We start from the raw sequence: 16,469 nt of genomic DNA, 5'->3' as shown, positions 1-16,469 counted from the left end.
GCGCTCATCCGTGGGCCTCGGCCGGCGTCGGCGCCTCGCCCTCGTTGTGGCCCCCGGTGCCCTCCTTCGCTGCCTTGCGGGCCTTGCGCGCTTCCTTGCGGCTCAGGTACCAGTAGTGGGCGCGGTCGAGGTACAGGTAGACCACCGGGGTCGTGAACAGGGTGAGCGCCTGCGAGAGTATCAGCCCGCCGACCATCGCGTAGCCCAGCGGCCGGCGCAGCTCGGAGCCCGAGCCGTGGCCCAGCATCAGCGGCAGGCCCGAGAGCAGCGCGCACATGGTGGTCATCATGATCGGACGGAAGCGCAGCAGGCAGGCCTGGTAGATGGCGTCGTGCGGCGACATGCCCTGCTCGCGCTCGGCCTTGAGCGCGAAGTCGATCATCATGATGCCGTTCTTCTTCACGATGCCGATCAGCAGGATGATGCCGATCAGCGCGATCACGCTCAGGTCGTAGCCGCCCGCCATCAATATCAGCAGCGCGCCCACGCCGGCCGAGGGCAGCGTCGAGAGGATCGTCAGCGGGTGGATGTAGCTCTCGTACAGCAGGCCCAGCACGATGTACACCGCCACCAGCGCCGCGGCGATCAGGTAGGGCTGCGAGGCCAGCGAATCCTGGAACGCCTGCGCCGTGCCCTGGAACGAACCGGTGAGCGACTGCGGCAGGCCCATGTCGGCCTGCGCCTTGTTGATGGCGTTCACCGCGTCGCCCAGTGCATGGCCCGGCGCGAGGTTGAACGAGATGGTCACGGCCGGAAACTGCCCCTGGTGGCTGATCGACAGGTAGGCGGTCTTGCTGGTGTCCACCTTCACGAAGCTCGACAGCGGCACCTGCTGACCGGTGAGCGGCGAGTTCAGGTAGAGCTTGCTGAACAGCGCCGGGTCCTGCTGCAGCGCGGGCGTGACCTCCAGCACCACGTGGTAGCTGTTGAGCTGCGTGAAGTATTGCGCCACCTGGCGCTGGCCGATGGCGTCGTACAGCGTCGCGTCGATGGTGGCCGGCGAGATGCCGAAGCTCGAGGCGCGGTCGCGGTCGATCGTGAGCACGGCCGACGCGGCGGCGTTCTGCTGGTCGGAGGCCAGGTCGGTGATCTCGGGCAGCTCCCTGAACCGCGCGAGCAGCTTGGGCGCCCAGGTGTTGAGCTCGTCGAGGTTGGCGTCGGTCACCGTGTACTGGTACTGCGTGCGCGACGAGCGGCCGCCCACGCGGATGTCCTGCCCCGCCTGCAGGAACAGGTTCACGCCCTGCACCTTGGCCAGTTGCGGGCGCAGCCGCGTGATGATCTCGTCGGCCGTGGCCGTGCGGCCTTCGTCTTTGGGCTTCAGGCTGATGAAGAAGTTGCCGGTGTTGTAGGTCGAGGAGCTGCCGTTCATGCCGAAGCCGGTCACGTCGGGGTCCTTGCGCACCACGTCGGCCAGCTCGAGCATGCGGGCGTTCATGGAGGCGAACGAGGCGTCCTGCGCCGACTCGGCAAAGCCCGAGATGAAGCCGGTGTCCTGCTGCGGGAAGAAGCCCTTGGGAATCACCACGAACAGCGCGGCCGTGGCGGCCACCGTGGCGATGAACACCATGAGCGTGGTGAACTGGTGGTCGAGCACCACGTGCAGGCCGCGCTTGTAGCCGCCCAGCATGGCGTCGAAGCCGCGCTCGAAGAGCTGGTAGAGCCGCCCGTGCTGCCTGCCGTGCTCGTTCTTGAGGAAGCGCGAGCACAGCATGGGCGTGAGCGTGAGCGAGATCACCACGCTCACCACGATGGTGAGCGTGACCGTCACCGCGAACTCGCGGAACAGCCGACCCACGATGCCGCCCATGAGCAGCAGCGGAATGAACACCGCGATGAGCGACACCGAGATCGAGATGATGGTGAAGCCGATCTCGCCCGCGCCCTTGTACGCGGCCTCCAGCGCGGACATGCCCTCTTCCACGTAGCGGTAGATGTTCTCCAGCATCACGATGGCATCGTCCACCACGAAGCCCACCGCGATGGTCAGCGCCATGAGCGAGAGGTTGTCCAGGCTGTAGCCGAGCAGGTACATCACCGCCACGGTGCCCAGCAGCGCGAGCGGCACCGTGACGCTGGGAATGAGCGTGGCCGGCACGTTGCGCAGGAACACGAAGATCACCGCCACCACCAGCGCGATGGTCAGCAGCAGCGTGAACTCCACGTCCTTCACCGACGCGCGGATGGTCTGCGTGCGGTCGATGATGGCGTTGACGTCCACCGTCGGCGGGATCGACGCCTTCAGGCGCGGCAGCGCGGCGTTGATGCGGTCGACCGTCTCGATCACGTTGGCGCCCGGCTGCTTGGTGATCGCCAGCACGATCGAGCGGCCGTTCTGCACGGTGCTGCCTTCGGGCGCGGCGGCGCCTGCGTAGGCCCAGCCGGCGATCTTCGCGTTCTCGGGCCCGTCGACCGCCACGCCCAGGTCGCGCACGCGGATGGGCGCGCCGTTGCGGTACGCCAGCACCACGTCGTTCCAGGGCTGCGCCTTCAGCAGCTGGTCGTTGGTGTAGACGGTGAAGCTCTGGTTGGGGCCGTCGATGGTGCCCTTGGGCGCATTGACGGTGGCCGACGACAGCACGGTGCGCACGTCTTCCAGGCCCAGGCCGAGTGCGGCCAGCTTGGCGGGGTCGACCTGGATGCGCACGGCCGGCTTCTGCGCGCCGCCGATGTTCACCAGGCCCACGCCGGAAATCTGCGAGATCTGCTGCGCGAGGATGTTGTCGGCGTAGTCGTTCACCTCGGTGAGCGGCAGCGTCTTCGACTGCACCGACAGAATGAGGATGGGCGAGTCGGCTGGATTCACCTTGCGGAAGGTCGGCGGGCTCGGCAGGTTGGCGGGCAGTTGGCCGGTCGATGCGTTGATGGCCGCCTGCACGTCGAGCGCGGCGGCGTCGATGCTGCGGTCGAGGTCGAACTGCAGCGTGATCTGCGTGGAGCCCAGGCCGCTGGTCGAGGTCATCTGCGACAGGCCGGCGATCAGCGAGAACTGCCGCTCCAGAGGCTGCGCCACGTTCGACGCCATGGTCTCCGGGCTGGCGCCCGGCAGGTTCGCCGAGACCTGGATCGTCGGAAAGTCGACCTGCGGCAGCGGCGCCACCGGCAGCAGCGGGAACACGGCCGCACCGACCAGCAGGATGGCGAGCGCCAGCAGCGTGGTGCCGATGGGGCGCTTGATGAAGGCGGCGGAAATGCTCAATTGCTGCTCCCGCCTGCGGGCTTCGTGCCGTCGGTGCCGGCCGATTTCTTGGCGGCCGGCGGCGGCTCGACCACGGTGGCGCCGGCCTTGAGCTTGTACTGCCCGTCGGTCACCACGCGCTGGCCGGCCTGCAGGCCCTTGTCGATCACGGCCGTGCCGTCGGCGATCTGCACCACGTGCACCGGCACGTTCTCGGCCTTGTTCGCGTCATCGACCGTCCACACGTAGGTGCCGTCCTGGCCGCGCTGCACGGCGGCGGCGGGCACGGTGAGCGAGTCGGCGCGCCGGTCGAGCTGCAGCCTCACATTCACGTACTGCCCCGGCCACAGCGTGTGCTGCGGGTTGGCGAAGCTGCCCTTGAGCTGCACCGTGCCGCTGGTGGTGTCGATCTGGTTGTTCAGCAGGATCAGCTTGCCGGTGCCCAGCATCTGCGCGCCGCTGCGGTCGTAGGCCACCACGGACAGCGGCTGGGTGCTCTGCTGCTGCACGCGGTTGATGTCCTGCACCGCGTCCTCGGGCAGCGTGAACTGCACGGCGATGGGATCGATCTGGTTGATGACCACCAGCCCGTTGGCGTCGGCCGCGTGCACGATGTTGCCGGGGTCCACCAGCCGCGCGCCCACGCGCCCGTTCATCGGCGAGGAGATGCGCGTGAAGCTCAGCTGCACCTCGGCGTACTGCACCTGCGCGGCGTCGTTCTGCACGGTGGCCGCGAGCTGGTTCACCAGCGCCTTCTGCGTGTCGACCTGCTGCTGCGTGGCCGCGTCCTGGCCCAGCAGCGTGGTGTAGCGCTGGAGGTCGGCGCGTGCGTTGGCGAGCTGGGCGGCGTCCTTCGCCTTCGTGGCCTGCGCCTGCGCGAGCTGCGCCTGCAAGGTGCGCGGATCGAGCTGGGCGAGCAGCTGGCCGGCCTTCACGTCCTGGCCTTCGACAAAGCCGACCTTGTCGAGCTGGCCGTCGATGCGCGCCTTCACGGTCACGGTGGCCATCGAGGCGACGGTGCCGATGCCCGAGCGGTAGACCTGCACGTTCTGCGAGGCCACGCGCGCGGTGGTCACCTGCACGGGCGGGGTCTTGGGTGCTTCGGGCTTGGCGGCGTTCGCTGCGTGGTGCGTGAGCGCCCACGCGCCGCCGCCGAGCAGCAGCATGAACGTGGCGGCGGCGAGCCAGGTGGATCGGCGCTGGTGAAGCCCTGGGTGGCGAGGGTGCGTGGTGGTGTCTGCGGTCGTCATGGCATCAGTTCCCGGAAGTCTTCGGTGCGGCGGCAACGGCGGCGTCGGCGGCGTTCCAGCCGCCGCCCGTGGCCGCGATCAGCGACACGCTGGCCGCCAGCTGGCGGCCCAGCACCTGCGCGGCGGTGCGCTGGTTGGTGAGCGAAAGCGTCTGCGCCGTGACCACGCTGAGATAGGTGGCGGTGCCGGCGCGGTATTGGCTCACCGCGAGGCGCTCGGCGAGCTGCGCGGCGCGCACGGCATCGGCCTGCAGCGCCGATTCGCTGTCGAGCACGCGCAAGGTGGCGAGGTTGTCCTCGACCTGCTGGAATCCCCCGAGCACGGTCTGCTTGTATTGCGCGACCGAGGCGTCGTAGGCGGCCACCGCCTGGTCGGTGTGGGCCTTGCGCAGGCCGCCGTCGAACACGGTCTGCGCCAGCGCCGCGCCCAGCGACCACACGCGGCTGGGCGTGTTGAACAGCGTGGCCAGGCTGGCCGCGCTGAAACCGCCGCTGGCGCTGAGCACGATCTGCGGGTAGTACGCGGCCTTGGCCACGCCGATGTTGGCGTTGGCGGCCTGCACGCGGCGCTCGGCGCCGGCGATGTCGGGGCGGCGCTCGAGCAGTTCCGAGGGCAGGCCGGCGGGCGTGACGGGCAACTGCAGGTGCACGGCCGCTGCCGAGGAGAGCGTCTCCGCGGTCGGCGGCTGCGACGGCGATTCGAGCGGCGACAGCGAGAACGACGCGGGCGCCTGGCCCGTCAGCACCGCGATCGCGTGCTCGAGCTGCGCGCGCTGCGCCTCGAGATCGACCGCCTGCGCCTGCGCCGTCTTGAGCTGGCTTTCGGCGAGCGCCACGTCGGAACGCAGCACGGTGCCGGCCGCGTACTGGTGCTGCGTGAGCTCGAAAGCCTTGGCGTAGGCGGCGGTCGTGCTCGCGTACAGCTCGCGCTCGAGGTCGATGACGCGGATCTGCAGGTAGTCCTGCGCGAGCGTGGTCTGGATGCTCAGGCGTGCGCCCGCGAGATCGTCGGCGCTGGCCTGCTCGCCGGCATTGCCCGCCTCGACCGAGCGCCGCACCGCGCCCCAGATGTCGGGCTCCCAGCTGGCGGCCAGGCCCAGGGTGTCGGTGGTGGCGCGCTTGACCGTGCCCGTGCTGTTGGTCTGCGCGCGGCCGGCGCCGGCGTTGAGGCCGATGGTCGGGTAGAAGTTGGCGCGCGCCGCCGCGGTGATGGCCTGCGCCTCACGGTACTGCGCCTCGGCGACACGGATGTTCTGGTTGGCGGCGTTGGCCTGCGCGATCAGCGCGTTGAGCGTGCTGTCGCCGTAGGCGTCCCACCAGGGGTGATCGGCGTCGATCGTCTGCGGCGCGGCGGTCTTCCACGGGCCGGCGGTTTCCTTGAAGGCGGCCGGCACGTCCATCTGCGGGCGGACGTAGTCGGGGCCGACGGCGCAGCCTGCGAGGAGCAGGACGGCCAGCGCGAGGGCCGCGCGCGAAAGAGGTGGTGCGACGGGGAGGACCATGGTGAGGCCACTTTAGGAAGCCTCGTCGAACCGCTCGCTGTCGGTTGACTGACAGTTCTGACAGTTTCGGCTCTCCCCCAGGCTGCGCGCACTTCGTGTCGCTTCGCCAACCCCCTTCCGGGGGCAACACCGGCGGCCCGGCAAAGCCGGTTCCGCGGTGTTCCTGGGTTTTTCCTCCCCGCTGGGAGAGGGTTGGGGTCGGGGCACGGCGGCGCTTGAAGAGGCGCGGCGCCTCGTCGAAGGCACACCCTCACCCCAACCATCTCCCACAGGCGGGAGAGGGGGCAAGAGAGGCGGCGTTGGGAGTTACTCCCTCCCCGCTGGGGAGGGTTGGGGTGGGGCACGACGGCGCTTGAAAAACGCGGCGCTTGTGCGGAGGCCTGCCCCCATCCCTGCCTTCCCCAGAGGGGGAAGGAGGAAGACAAAGACTTCGGCACCTGGGTTCTGCACTTCCTTTCCGGAAGGGGGATCAGGCAGAGGCAGCGCGGAAACTTGCTCCCTCTCCCTTTGGGGAGAGGGTTGGGTGAGGGCATCGGCGTCCACGCCACCGCGGCGCCTCGTCGAAGTCACACCCTCACCCTAACCCTCTCCCGCAAGCGGGAGAGGGGACAAGAGAAGACACCGTTCTGCTTGTCAACCACAGACTGCCTTGGGATGATGGTTCGCATCGAAGGGTTTGCCCGACTTCAGCACGCCGTAGGCGATGGCCAGGAGCTTGTGCATGCAGGCCACGACGATGACCTTGCCGGGCTTGTTCTGCGCCTTCAGGCGCTGCCAGAACTCGGCCACCAACGGGTTGTATCTGCCGGCCACCATGGCCGGGAAGTAAAGCGCGTTCCTGAACTCCCGATGCCCCTGAGGATGCGTTCCTCGTCGCTTGTCCAACGATGTGCCGGACTGTCTGATCATCGGCGTGAGGCTGGCATAGGCAATCAGCGCCTTGACGCAGCCGAATCGCTCGGGACGCCCGATGTATGCGAGCAGCTGGGAATTGTCCTGTCCCCGAGGCCCGGGATCGAGGCGAGCAGTTCGCCGCGTTGCCGCAGATCAGGGTCGTCGTCGATGGTCTTGCGGATCTGCATGCGCACGTCCTTGATGGACTCGTCCAGGCTCGAGATGACCGCGGTGAGAGACGACCTGACCGCGTCGTGGGCGACCTCCAGGCGGTTCGACTCGGCCTGCCTGAGTTCCAGCAGCGTGTCCAGCCGGGCCACCAACGCCTGCAGCGAGCGCACGCCCGCAGAAGGCGCCTCCCACAACGCCGGAGCGGTCTTGTCGCAAAACCGTGCAAGGGCCTTCGCGTCGCCGCCATCGGTCTTGTTGCGAACACCCTCGAGCTCCATGAATCGCTTCACCTGCAGCGGGTTCACGACCGAGACAGCCACCGCCTGGTCATGCAGGAACAGCGCCAGGGCCTCGTGGTACGTCCCGGTGGCTTCCATGCAGACGTGGGCCGTTGCCTTGCCATCGGGCAGATTGGATTGCAGCCATCGCAGCAGCTCAGCGAAGCCGCCTGCGTTGTTGGGGAACACCTTGGAGCGGTACTTGCCGTCCGCCCGCAGCCACGCCACATCGAGCTTCATCTTGCTGATGTCCACTCCTACCTTGCATGTCACCGTGATACTCCTTGAGCAGAGTCAATGCGCCGCATTCGACACGCACACCCTGATATGCGGGGTCGTCGCCAGCGCATCGGCCAGCGACGCCCCAAGACACCGTTCGAGCTACAGCGTCGAATCCGTACGGTTCCCCAGTCTTTATTACGGGCTGGAGGCCCAAGGAGGAGCACAGGGTCTACCGAACGGGCTCCCTTCAGCGCTACGGGAGCGGATAAACAATATCAGAGAGGTGCTGCCGGCGATTTGCTCCCTCCCCCGCTGGGGGAGGGTTGGGGTGGGGGCAGCACGGCGCTCGAAGAAACGCGGCGCCTGTGCGGAGGCCTGCCCCCATCCCTGCCTTCCCCAGAGGGGGAAGGAGGAAGACAAAGACTTCGGCACCTGGGTTCTGCACTTCCTTTCCGCGAGAGGGAATCAGGCAGAGGCAGCGCGGGAACTTGCCCTCTCCCCTTGGGGAAAGGGTTGGGGTGAGGGCATCGGCGTCCACGCCACCGCGGCGCCTCGTCGAAGGCACACCCTCACGCTAACCCTCTCCCGCAAGCGGGAGAAGGGACAAGAGAAGAGAGGTGCTGCCGGCGATTTGCTCCCTCCCCCGCTGGGGGAGGGTTGGGGTGGGGGCACGGCGGCGCTTGATGAAGCGCGGCGCATGCGCGCAGGCCTGCCCCCATCGCTGCCTTCCCCCAGCGGGGGAAGGCGAAACACCAGACTCAGCGCGGCGCGTCACCCTTGCGGTATTCGGCCGTCAGCTCGTCCAGCTTCTGCTTCAGCGCGGGATCGAGCTTGTACTGCGCCGCGGCCAGCGTGGCATCGAGCTGATCGGGCCGGCTCGCACCCAGCAACGGCGCGGTGATCAGCGGATTCGCCATCACCCAGGCCACGGCGAGCGTCGCCAGCGGCACGCCGGCCTCGTCCGCCAGCTTGTGCAGCTCGCTCACGGTGTTGAAGCTGCGCTCGTTCCAGTACCTGTCCTGGTACATGTTGCCTGCGGTGCCGAGCGTGAAGCGGGTGTTCTCCTCGGGCTTGCCGCCGGGCTTGTACTTGCCGGTCAGCAGGCCGCCCGCCAGCGGGTTGTAGGGGATCACGCCCAGGCCCTCTTCCGCCGCCAGCGGCAGCAGCTCGCGCTCGATCTCGCGGAACAGCAGGCTGTAGCGCGGTTGCACCGACACGAAACGGGTGAACCGGTGCAGGTCCGACTTGCCCAGCGCGCGGGCCAGCCGGTAGGCCAGGAAGTTCGACACGCCGATGTAGCGCGCGCGCCCCGATTTCACGATGACATCGAGTGCCTCGAGGGTTTCCTCGAGCGGCGTCTCGCGGTCGTCCATGTGCAGCTGGTACAGGTCGACATGGTCGGTCTTCAGCCGCTTGAGCGAAAGATCGATCGCGTCCAGCAGGTGCTTGCGCGAAGCGCCTTGGTCCCACGGGTTGGGGCCGACCTTGTTGACGGCCTTGGTGGCCACCACGAAGCGGCGACGGCCCGCGGAGCCTTGCTTTTCCAGCCAGTTGCCGATGATCTCCTCGGTGCGGCCGGTGGTCTCGACGGTGCCGCCCAACGGGTACACGTCGGCGGTGTCGAGGAAGTTGATGCCGCCCTCGGCCGCCTTGTCGAGGATCTGGTGCGACACCGCCTCGTCGGTCTGCAGGCCGAAGGTCATGGTACCGAGCGCGAGGCGCGACACGGTGAGGCCGGTGCGGCCGAGGCGGGTGGTGGGAATGCTCATGGTGTTCTCGCTCTGGACAGGGGTCAGGAAGAAGGAAGGCAAAGGCGGCGGCCATCATAGACACGGCCGCCCGTTCGTGCAGGCGCACGAACGATTCCGGTTCCCCGGATGCAGCCCGCCGCCCCACCTGCCCGTGCCGTTCGCTTCGCCAGCCGACCTCGACCCGCAGCGTTCACAACCTCGCCTGCGAGGCCACCACCGTGACCCGCGCCGTCATGTACGGGTGCACCGGGCAGGCGTACTCGTACACGCCCGGCTTGTCGAAGGTGCGCGCGAAACTCTTGCCGGGCAGCAGCAGGTCGATGCCGGTGGTGCCGTCCTTGAAGACCAGGCCGTGCGGCGGGCCGTCGTCGTTCTGCCAGGTCAGGCTCTGGCCGACGCTGACGGTGATCTGCGCGGGCTCGAAGGCGAAGTTGCGAATGGCGACCCGGGCCGCGCCCCTGGCGGGCGCGGCGTCCACAACCTTCATGGCGTTCACGAAGCCTCCTGCATGCGCTGGGGCTGCGGCATGCACGGAGCCTCCGGCGTGCGCCACGGGTGCCGGCGTCGTGCGCTGCAGCGCGATCTTGCGCGGCGCATTGCCCACCGCCACGGTGTGCATCGGCCCGCCGGCCAGGTCGACCACGCTCACGTCGTTGGACCCCTCGTTGCTCACCCACAGCTTCCTGCCATCCGCCGACAGATCGAGCCAGTGCGGCTGCTTGCCCACGCCGATGCTGCGCACCGACGTGCGCGCGGCGGGATCGAACAGCATGACCTCGCCCGGCCCCTGCACCACCACCGCGCCGCTGGCCATGCCCGCGAAGCGCTGCGCGATGTGCGGCGACACGCCGGTAGGAATCGGCGCGCCCCACTGGTTGGTGGCGGGGTCGAGCACCTGCACGGCGGGCACGCCCGCCAGCGTGAGGTACAGCGCCTTGCCGTCGGCATCAAACTCGAGGTCGCGCGGCGGCTTGTCGAGCGCAATCTCGCCGACCACGGCGCGGCTGGCCATGTCGACCACCACCAGCGCGAAATGGCCGGGCTCCTGCGATGCGATGTAGGCCTGCCGCCCGTCGGGCCGGATGGCGATGGTGTGAGGCTTGGGCACGGATACGGAGGCACTCACGCCATGCGCGGCCGTGTCGACGAAAGCCACGCGGTCGTCGCCGTTGACGGCCACCAGCAGCCACTTTCCGTCGGTGGTCATCGCCAGGCCCTGCGGACCCTTGCCGACCTCGATGCTGCGCGCGACGCGGTCGGTGGCCGCGTCGATCTCGCTCACGGCCGAGGCACCGGAGCCGCTGACGAACACGCTGCGCCCGCCCGGCGCGACGACGATGCCGTCGGGCCCCGCCGCAACGGGCACGGTGGCGACAACGCGCTCGGCGGCGGTGTCGATCACGCTGACGGTGCTGTCCTTGAAGTTGCCGACGTAGGCCTTGAGCCCTGCGGCGAGCGCTGGGGCCGCCGAAGCGGCCAGCACCGAGACCAGGACAAGGATGCGCGAGCGGCGGCGCATGGCGGACATGGGGATCATGGTGGAAACCTCCTGATGGAAAGGACGCGAGCGCGCAGAATCCGGAACGCTCGCAAGGGGCATGACGCATGGCCTGCCCCGCTTATTCCCGCCGGTTCGCACAAAAGACCGGGAATAAAACGCCGGCCCGCTCCGTCATGCAGGAAGAAGGAGCCCGTGGACCCGTTGACGACCGACCGCACACGCCAGTTCGAAGCCGCCGCGCTGCCGCACCTCGATGCGGCCTGGAACCTTGCGCGCTGGCTGCTGCGCGACGACCAGCTCGCGCAGGACGCGGTGCAGGAGGCCTGCCTGCGCGCGTTCCGCTTCTTCGACGGGCTGCGCGGCGAGAGTGCGCGGCCGTGGCTGCTGGGCATCGTGCGCAATGCCTGCTACGACTGGATGAGGCAGAACCGGCAGCTGGCCGACCAGCTCGAGTTCGACGAGCTGCGCGACAGCGAAGCGGCGGGCATGGCGGCGCCGCCCGGCAGCGCCGACCCGGCGCGCCAGTGGGAGCAGCGCATGCAGGGCGAGCGCGTCAACGCCGCCATCGACGCGCTGCCGCCGGTGTACCGCGAGGTCGTGGTGCTGCGCGAGCTGGAAGAGATGCGCTACGAGGACATCGCGCGCATCGCGGGCGTGCCGCTGGGCACCGTGATGTCGCGGCTGTCGCGCGCACGGGCGATGCTGCGCGAGAGCCTGCGCGACGACCGCCCCGGCAGCCAGGGAGACGAAGGAGGAAGGACGCGCCATGTCAATGTCTGACGACGAACTGGGCATGCTGATCCGCCGGCAGGCCACGCGGCACGTGCCGCCGGGTGGCCTGGCGGGCCGCATCGCGCAGGCGGTGCGCGCCGAGGCCGGTGCGGTGCCTGCGCTTGCACCCGCTTCCGCGCGCGCCGAGGCACCGAAGCGCCGCCGGGGGTGGCAGGCGCTGGCATGGTTCGGCACGGGTGCCGCCACGGCATGGGGCCTTGCGCTGGTGCTGCTCGCATCGCCGCTGGCGCCCTCCTCGCCCGATGCGCTGGCGGAGGCGGTCACCGGCAACCATGTGCGCTCGCTGATGGCCGCGCACCTCGCCGACGTGGCCTCCACCGACCAGCACACGGTGAAGCCGTGGTTCGCAGGCAAGCTCGATTTCTCGCCACCGGTGGTCGACCTTGCCGACGAGGGTTTCCCGCTGGCGGGCGGCCGGCTCGACTACCTCGACGGGCGCACGGTGGCGGCACTGGTGTACCGCTCGGGACCGCACGTGATCAACCTGTTCGTGTGGCCCGCGCCGGAAGGCAAGGCGCAGGCGCCTTCGTTCTCCACGCGCCAGGGCTACCAACTCGCGCACTGGGCGCAGGGCGGCATGCAGGCCTGGGCCGTGTCGGACCTGAATGCCGCGGAGCTGCGCAACTTCGCGACGCTGGTGCGCGCACGCACCGCGCCGCGCGTGCCCTGACGCGCTTCGGCCTGAAGGACGATCAGCAGATCAGCAGATCAGCAGGCCGCCGTTGCCGGCTGCCGTGCCGTGGCACGCGCGCTGGCGACGGCCCAGGCGAACATGCCCACGCCCGCCAGCGCGAGCAGCGCGCCGACCCAGCCGGTCGACGTCCAGCCCAGACCCGCGGCGATCGCCACGCCGCCGAGCCAGGCGCCCAGGGCGTTGGCCATGTTGAAGGCCGAATGGTTGAGCGCGGCGGCGAGCGTCTGGGCGTCGCCGGCCACGTCCATCAGGCGGATCTGCAGCGCCGGGCCGATGGCCACGGTGGTGCCGATGAGGAACACGTTGAAGGCCGCGGTGTAGACGTTGTGCGCCGCGAAGGTGAACAGCGCGAGCACCACGGCCGCGTACACCAGCAGGCCGCCGATGGTTCGCATGAGCGATTTGTCGGCCAGGCGCGAGCCCACGAGGTTGCCCGTGACCATGCCGAGGCCGAACAGCGCAAGCACGAAAGGCACGCCGCCCAGCGGCATGCCGGCCACCTCGATGAGCGTGGGCTTGATGTAGCTGAACACCGAGAACATGCCGCCGAAGCCGATGGCGCCGATGCCGAGCGTGAACCACACCTGCTTGCGCTTGAGCGCGCCGAGTTCGCGCCAGGGGCTGGCGCCCGCGGGCGCCGCCAGGTCGGGAATGTCGCGGCGCAGCAGCACCATGGCCACCAGCGCGATCACGCCCACGAACACGAAGGCCGCGCGCCAGCCGAACAGTTGCCCCAGCCATGCCGCGATCGGCACGCCCACCAGCGTCGCCCCGGTGAGCCCCAGCATGACGAGCCCCACGGCGCGCGCGCGGCGCCCCGGTGGCGCCAGCGTGGCGGCCACCAGCGCGGCGACGCCGAAGTAAGTGCCGTGCGGCAATCCGGTGGCGAAGCGCAGCAGGTTCAGCAGCAGGTAGGTGGGCGCCGCGGCGCTGGCGAAGTTGCCGGCTGCGAACACGGCCATGAGCGCGATCAGCAGCGCGCGGCGGCGCCATCCGGCGGCCAGCACCGCGAGCACGGGCGCGCCGATGACCACGCCGAGCGCATAGGCGCTGATGACGTGGCCGGCCTGCGGAATGCTCACGTCGATGTCCCTGGCCACCTCGGGCAGCAGGCCCATGATGACGAACTCGCCGGTGCCGATGGCGAAGCCGCCGACGCCGAGGGCGAGCACCGCGCGCAGGAAGTTGACCGGCTCTGTGGCGGAAGAAGAAGCGGAAAGGTCGGTGTCCGCGCTGTCCAGCGCGGGTGGGGAGGCGTTCAAGGCCAGGGCTCCTGGGAAGGTGCCCGGCAGCCGCGGGCAGACGCCGGATTTTAGGGTAAACCCTGAATTTCTGCCGATACGCAATTGCGGCGCGCCCGGTACGCGAACGGCGAACCGGGCCCGGAACGCGCGCTCAGATGGCCACCAGCTGGCGCACGCCCTGCGCTTCCATGTCCTTGCCGAGGCCGCGTGCGATGACCTCGCCGCGCTCCATCACGAGGTAGTCGTCGGCCAGTTCCTGGGCGAAGTCGTAGTACTGCTCGCACAGCACGATGGCCATGTCGCCCCGGTCGGCCAGCATGCGGATGACGCGGCCGATGTCCTTGATGATGCTGGGCTGGATGCCTTCGGTGGGCTCGTCGAGGATCAGGAGCTTGGGCTTGGGCGCGAGGGCGCGCGCGATGGCCAGTTGCTGCTGCTGCCCGCCGGAGAGGTCGCCGCCGCGCCGATTGATCATCTGCTTGAGCACCGGGAAGAGCTCGAACAGTTCCGACGGAATCGGTGTGCTGCCGCTCTTGTAGGCCAGGCCCATGCGCAGGTTTTCCTCGACCGTGAGCCGCGCGAAGATCTCGCGGCCCTGCGGCACGAAGCCGATCCCGGCCCGCGCGCGATCGTAGGGCGTCGCCTTCTGGATCGGCTTGCCTTCCAGCTCGATGCTGCCGCTCCTGATGGGCACCAGGCCCATGAGCGACTTCAGCAGCGTGGTCTTGCCCACGCCGTTGCGGCCCAGCAGCACGGTGACCTTGCCGAGCCTGGCCTCGAAACTCACGTCGCGCAGGATGTGCGAGCCGCCGTAGTACTGGTGGATGTTCTTGACTGTCAGCATGGCTTCGGTTCCTCAGCGTCCCAGGTAGACCTCGATCACGCGCTCGTCGGCCTGCACTTCGTCGAGCGTGCCCTGCGCCAGCACCGAGCCGTCGCACAGCACGGTGACGATCTCGGAGATGGTGCGGATGAAGCTCATGTCGTGCTCCACCACCATCAGCGAATGCTTGCCCTTGAGCGTGAGGAACAGCTCGGCCGTGCGGGCGGTTTCCTCGTCGGTCATGCCGGCCACGGGTTCGTCGAGCAGCAGCAGCTTCGGGTCCTGCATGAGCAGCATGCCGATCTCGAGCCACTGCTTCTGGCCATGGCTCAGGTTGCCCGCCAGGCGCGACACGCTGCCGGCGAGATGGATGGTCTCGAGCACCTCGGCCAGCCGGTCGCTCTGCGCCGAGTCGAGCCTGAACAGCATGGACGCGCGCACGCCCTTGTCGGTCTTCAGCGCCAGCTCGAGGTTCTCGAACACGGTGAGATGCTCGAACACGGTGGGCTTCTGGAACTTGCGGCCGATGCCCAGCTGCGCGATCTCGGCCTCGCGGTGGCGCAGCAGGTCGATGGTGCTGCCGAAGAACACGGTGCCTTCGTCGGGCCGGGTCTTGCCGGTGATGATGTCCATCATGGTCGTCTTGCCCGCGCCGTTCGGCCCGATGATGCAGCGCAGCTCGCCGGGTGCGATGTCCAGCGAAAGCTTGTTGATCGCCTTGAAGCCGTCGAAGCTGACGCTGACGTCTTCCAGGTACAGGATGCGGCCGTGCGTCACGTCCACCTCGCCCGGCGTGGCCACGCGGCCGAAGCCGGCGGCGCGGCCGCCCGACTCGGTGTTGCCGCTGTCGTACGGCAGGCCGTGGGCACGTGCGGCGCGTTCGGCGCCGGCTTCCATCAGGTCGGGCGTCATGCGCGTGCTCCCTTCACGTCGGCGCCCAGCGGCGCGTGCAGCGACTCGGGCTCCATGCCCTGCGCGGCGGCCAGCGCGCGTTGCGCTTCCTCGCGGCCGTCGCTCACGGCAGGCCTGACCGGCACGGCGTTCGCAGGCGCCTTCTCCTTCGACAGCCATTTGCGCACCAGCCCCACGATGCCGTTCGGCAGGAACAGCGTGACAGCGATGAACAGGGCACCCAGGAAGTACAGCCAGTACTCCGGGTAGGCCACGGTGAGCCAGCTCTTGGCGCCGTTGACGATGAAGGCGCCGATGATCGGCCCGATCAGCGTGGCGCGTCCGCCCACCGCAGCCCAGATGGCGATCTCGATGGAGTTGGCCGCGCTCATCTCGCCCGGGTTGATGATGCCCACCTGCGGCACGTACAGCGCGCCGGCCACGCCGCACATCACGGCAGAGATGACCCAGATCGTCAGCTTGTAGGGCAGCGGGTTGTAGCCCGAGAACATCACGCGCGACTCCGCGTCGCGGATGGCCTGCAGCACGCGGCCGAACTTGCTGCCGATGAGCCATTTCGCGAACAGGAAGAAGCCCAGCAGCGTGAGGCCCGTGAGCGCGAAGAGCGTCATGCGCATCTCCTGCGTGGCGATCGGGACGCCGAGGATGCGCTTGAAGTCGGTGAAGCCGTTGTTGCCGCCGAAGCCCGTCTCGTTGCGGAAGAACAGCAGCATGGCCGCGAAGGTCATGGCCTGCGTGATGATCGAGAAGTACACGCCCTTGATGCGCGAGCGGAAGGCGAAGAAGCCGAACACGAAGGCGATGAGGCCGGGCACCGCCACGATCATCAGCAGCGTCAGCGGGAAGCTGCCGCTGAAGGTCCAGTGCCAGGGCAGCTCCTTCCAGTCGAGGAACACCATGAAGTCGGGCAGGTCGCTCTTGTAGTTGCCGTCGCGCCCGATCTGGCGCATGAGGTACATGCCCATCATGTAGCCGCCCAGCGCAAAGAAGAGGCCGTGGCCCAGCGACAGGATGCCGGTGTAGCCCCAGATCAGGTCCATGGCCAGCGCGCAGATGGCGTAGCACATGATCTTGCCGACCAGCGCCACCGCGTAGTCGCTCATGTGCAGCGGACTGTCCGCGGGCACCCACATGTTGAGCACCGGCGCCACCGCGCACACCACGATCAATGCGACGAAGAAGGCCGTCCAGCCCTTGCCGCTCAGAAGCGGTCCTTTCGAGGGAAGAGTCACTGTTGTCATGGAAACATGGCCTTGAT

13 protein-coding genes and 1 pseudogene are annotated in these 16,469 nt (G+C 68.8%); 2 read left to right on the top strand and 12 right to left on the bottom strand.

Going from position 1 to position 16,469, the window contains the following annotated elements; genetic code table 11:
• Positions 1 to 4: 4 nt before the first annotated feature.
• From AACL56_RS31155 to AACL56_RS31125, 8 genes and pseudogenes are all read right to left on the bottom strand, one after another.
• Positions 5 to 3,199 (bottom strand): efflux RND transporter permease subunit, encoded by a 3,195-nt coding sequence (locus AACL56_RS31155; protein WP_339094064.1) that lies wholly within the window; start codon positions 3,197 to 3,199, stop codon positions 5 to 7.
• Entirely contained in the window at positions 3,196 to 4,428 is a 1,233-nt protein-coding gene (locus AACL56_RS31150; protein ID WP_339094062.1) for an efflux RND transporter periplasmic adaptor subunit, read from the bottom strand. Before AACL56_RS31150 ends, AACL56_RS31155 begins: the two co-directional genes overlap by 4 nt.
• A 4-nt stretch (positions 4,429 to 4,432) precedes the next feature.
• Positions 4,433 to 5,929, bottom strand: a complete 1,497-nt coding sequence (locus AACL56_RS31145) for an efflux transporter outer membrane subunit (RefSeq protein WP_339094060.1) — start codon at positions 5,927 to 5,929, stop codon at positions 4,433 to 4,435.
• 633 nt (positions 5,930 to 6,562) lie between these two features.
• The gene (locus AACL56_RS31140; RefSeq protein WP_339094058.1) at positions 6,563 to 6,745 is read right to left on the bottom strand and encodes a hypothetical protein; all 183 of its coding nucleotides are present in this window, start codon (positions 6,743 to 6,745) and stop codon (positions 6,563 to 6,565) included.
• Between the two features lie 15 nt (positions 6,746 to 6,760).
• Positions 6,761 to 6,862: pseudogene (locus AACL56_RS34380) on the bottom strand (hypothetical protein); the annotation flags it as partial.
• Positions 6,862 to 7,527: an IS110 family transposase gene (locus tag AACL56_RS31135; RefSeq protein ID WP_339094056.1), complete on the bottom strand. Its 666-nt coding sequence runs from the start codon at positions 7,525 to 7,527 to the stop codon at positions 6,862 to 6,864. The gene AACL56_RS31135 and the pseudogene AACL56_RS34380, both read right to left, overlap by 1 nt.
• Positions 7,528 to 8,252: 725 nt before the next feature.
• Entirely contained in the window at positions 8,253 to 9,263 is a 1,011-nt protein-coding gene (locus AACL56_RS31130; RefSeq protein WP_339094054.1) for an aldo/keto reductase, read from the bottom strand.
• 172 nt (positions 9,264 to 9,435) lie between these two features.
• A complete protein-coding gene (locus tag AACL56_RS31125; RefSeq protein ID WP_339094052.1) occupies positions 9,436 to 10,782 on the bottom strand; it encodes a plastocyanin/azurin family copper-binding protein in 1,347 nt (448 codons plus the stop codon).
• Positions 10,783 to 10,938: 156 nt separating this feature from the next.
• On the opposite strand from AACL56_RS31125, the gene AACL56_RS31120 reads away from it, so the two are divergent.
• Positions 10,939 to 11,526, top strand: a complete 588-nt coding sequence (locus AACL56_RS31120; RefSeq protein WP_339094050.1) for a sigma-70 family RNA polymerase sigma factor — start codon at positions 10,939 to 10,941, stop codon at positions 11,524 to 11,526.
• Positions 11,513 to 12,208, top strand: a complete 696-nt coding sequence (locus AACL56_RS31115) for an anti-sigma factor family protein (protein ID WP_339094048.1) — start codon at positions 11,513 to 11,515, stop codon at positions 12,206 to 12,208. The genes AACL56_RS31120 and AACL56_RS31115 overlap by 14 nt, the downstream gene beginning before the upstream one ends.
• A 38-nt stretch (positions 12,209 to 12,246) precedes the next feature.
• Here the strand turns inward: AACL56_RS31115 and AACL56_RS31110 are convergent, their stop codons facing one another.
• The 4 genes from AACL56_RS31110 to urtC all read right to left on the bottom strand — a co-directional run bounded on the left by AACL56_RS31110 (position 12,247) and on the right by urtC (position 16,452).
• A complete protein-coding gene (locus AACL56_RS31110) occupies positions 12,247 to 13,494 on the bottom strand; it encodes an MFS transporter (protein ID WP_339094046.1) in 1,248 nt (415 codons plus the stop codon).
• Positions 13,495 to 13,627: 133 nt separating this feature from the next.
• Positions 13,628 to 14,320, bottom strand: coding sequence for an urea ABC transporter ATP-binding subunit UrtE (urtE, locus tag AACL56_RS31105; RefSeq protein ID WP_339094044.1), 693 nt, complete (start codon positions 14,318 to 14,320; stop codon positions 13,628 to 13,630).
• 12 nt (positions 14,321 to 14,332) lie between these two features.
• The gene (gene urtD / locus AACL56_RS31100; protein WP_339094042.1) at positions 14,333 to 15,211 is read right to left on the bottom strand and encodes an urea ABC transporter ATP-binding protein UrtD; all 879 of its coding nucleotides are present in this window, start codon (positions 15,209 to 15,211) and stop codon (positions 14,333 to 14,335) included.
• On the bottom strand, positions 15,208 to 16,452 hold the full coding sequence (gene urtC, locus AACL56_RS31095) for an urea ABC transporter permease subunit UrtC (RefSeq protein WP_339094041.1): 1,245 nt from the start codon (positions 16,450 to 16,452) through the stop codon (positions 15,208 to 15,210). The genes urtD and urtC overlap by 4 nt, the downstream gene beginning before the upstream one ends.
• Positions 16,453 to 16,469 lie beyond the last annotated feature (17 nt).

Source organism: Variovorax paradoxus, from assembly GCF_902712855.1.
Classification (GTDB): Bacteria; Pseudomonadota; Gammaproteobacteria; order Burkholderiales; family Burkholderiaceae_C; genus Variovorax; species Variovorax paradoxus_Q.
Note: the sequence above shows the minus strand (reverse complement) of the source record. Positions and strands in the feature narration are given on the sequence as shown.

What these genes read in the sequence shown, in the direction of transcription:
- AACL56_RS31150 (WP_339094062.1), bottom strand. Translation starts at nt 4,428, where the DNA reads ATGACGACCGCAGACACCACCACGCACCCTCGCCACCCAGGGCTTCAC.
- AACL56_RS31145 (WP_339094060.1), bottom strand. Translation starts at nt 5,929, where the DNA reads ATGGTCCTCCCCGTCGCACCACCTCTTTCGCGCGCGGCCCTCGCGCTG.
- AACL56_RS31140 (WP_339094058.1), bottom strand. Translation starts at nt 6,745, where the DNA reads ATGGTGGCCGGCAGATACAACCCGTTGGTGGCCGAGTTCTGGCAGCGC.
- AACL56_RS31130 (WP_339094054.1), bottom strand. Translation starts at nt 9,263, where the DNA reads ATGAGCATTCCCACCACCCGCCTCGGCCGCACCGGCCTCACCGTGTCG.
- AACL56_RS31125 (WP_339094052.1), bottom strand. Translation starts at nt 10,782, where the DNA reads ATGATCCCCATGTCCGCCATGCGCCGCCGCTCGCGCATCCTTGTCCTG.
- AACL56_RS31115 (WP_339094048.1), top strand. Translation starts at nt 11,513, where the DNA reads ATGTCAATGTCTGACGACGAACTGGGCATGCTGATCCGCCGGCAGGCC.
- urtE (WP_339094044.1), bottom strand. Translation starts at nt 14,320, where the DNA reads ATGCTGACAGTCAAGAACATCCACCAGTACTACGGCGGCTCGCACATC.
- urtD (WP_339094042.1), bottom strand. Translation starts at nt 15,211, where the DNA reads ATGACGCCCGACCTGATGGAAGCCGGCGCCGAACGCGCCGCACGTGCC.
- urtC (WP_339094041.1), bottom strand. Translation starts at nt 16,452, where the DNA reads ATGACAACAGTGACTCTTCCCTCGAAAGGACCGCTTCTGAGCGGCAAG.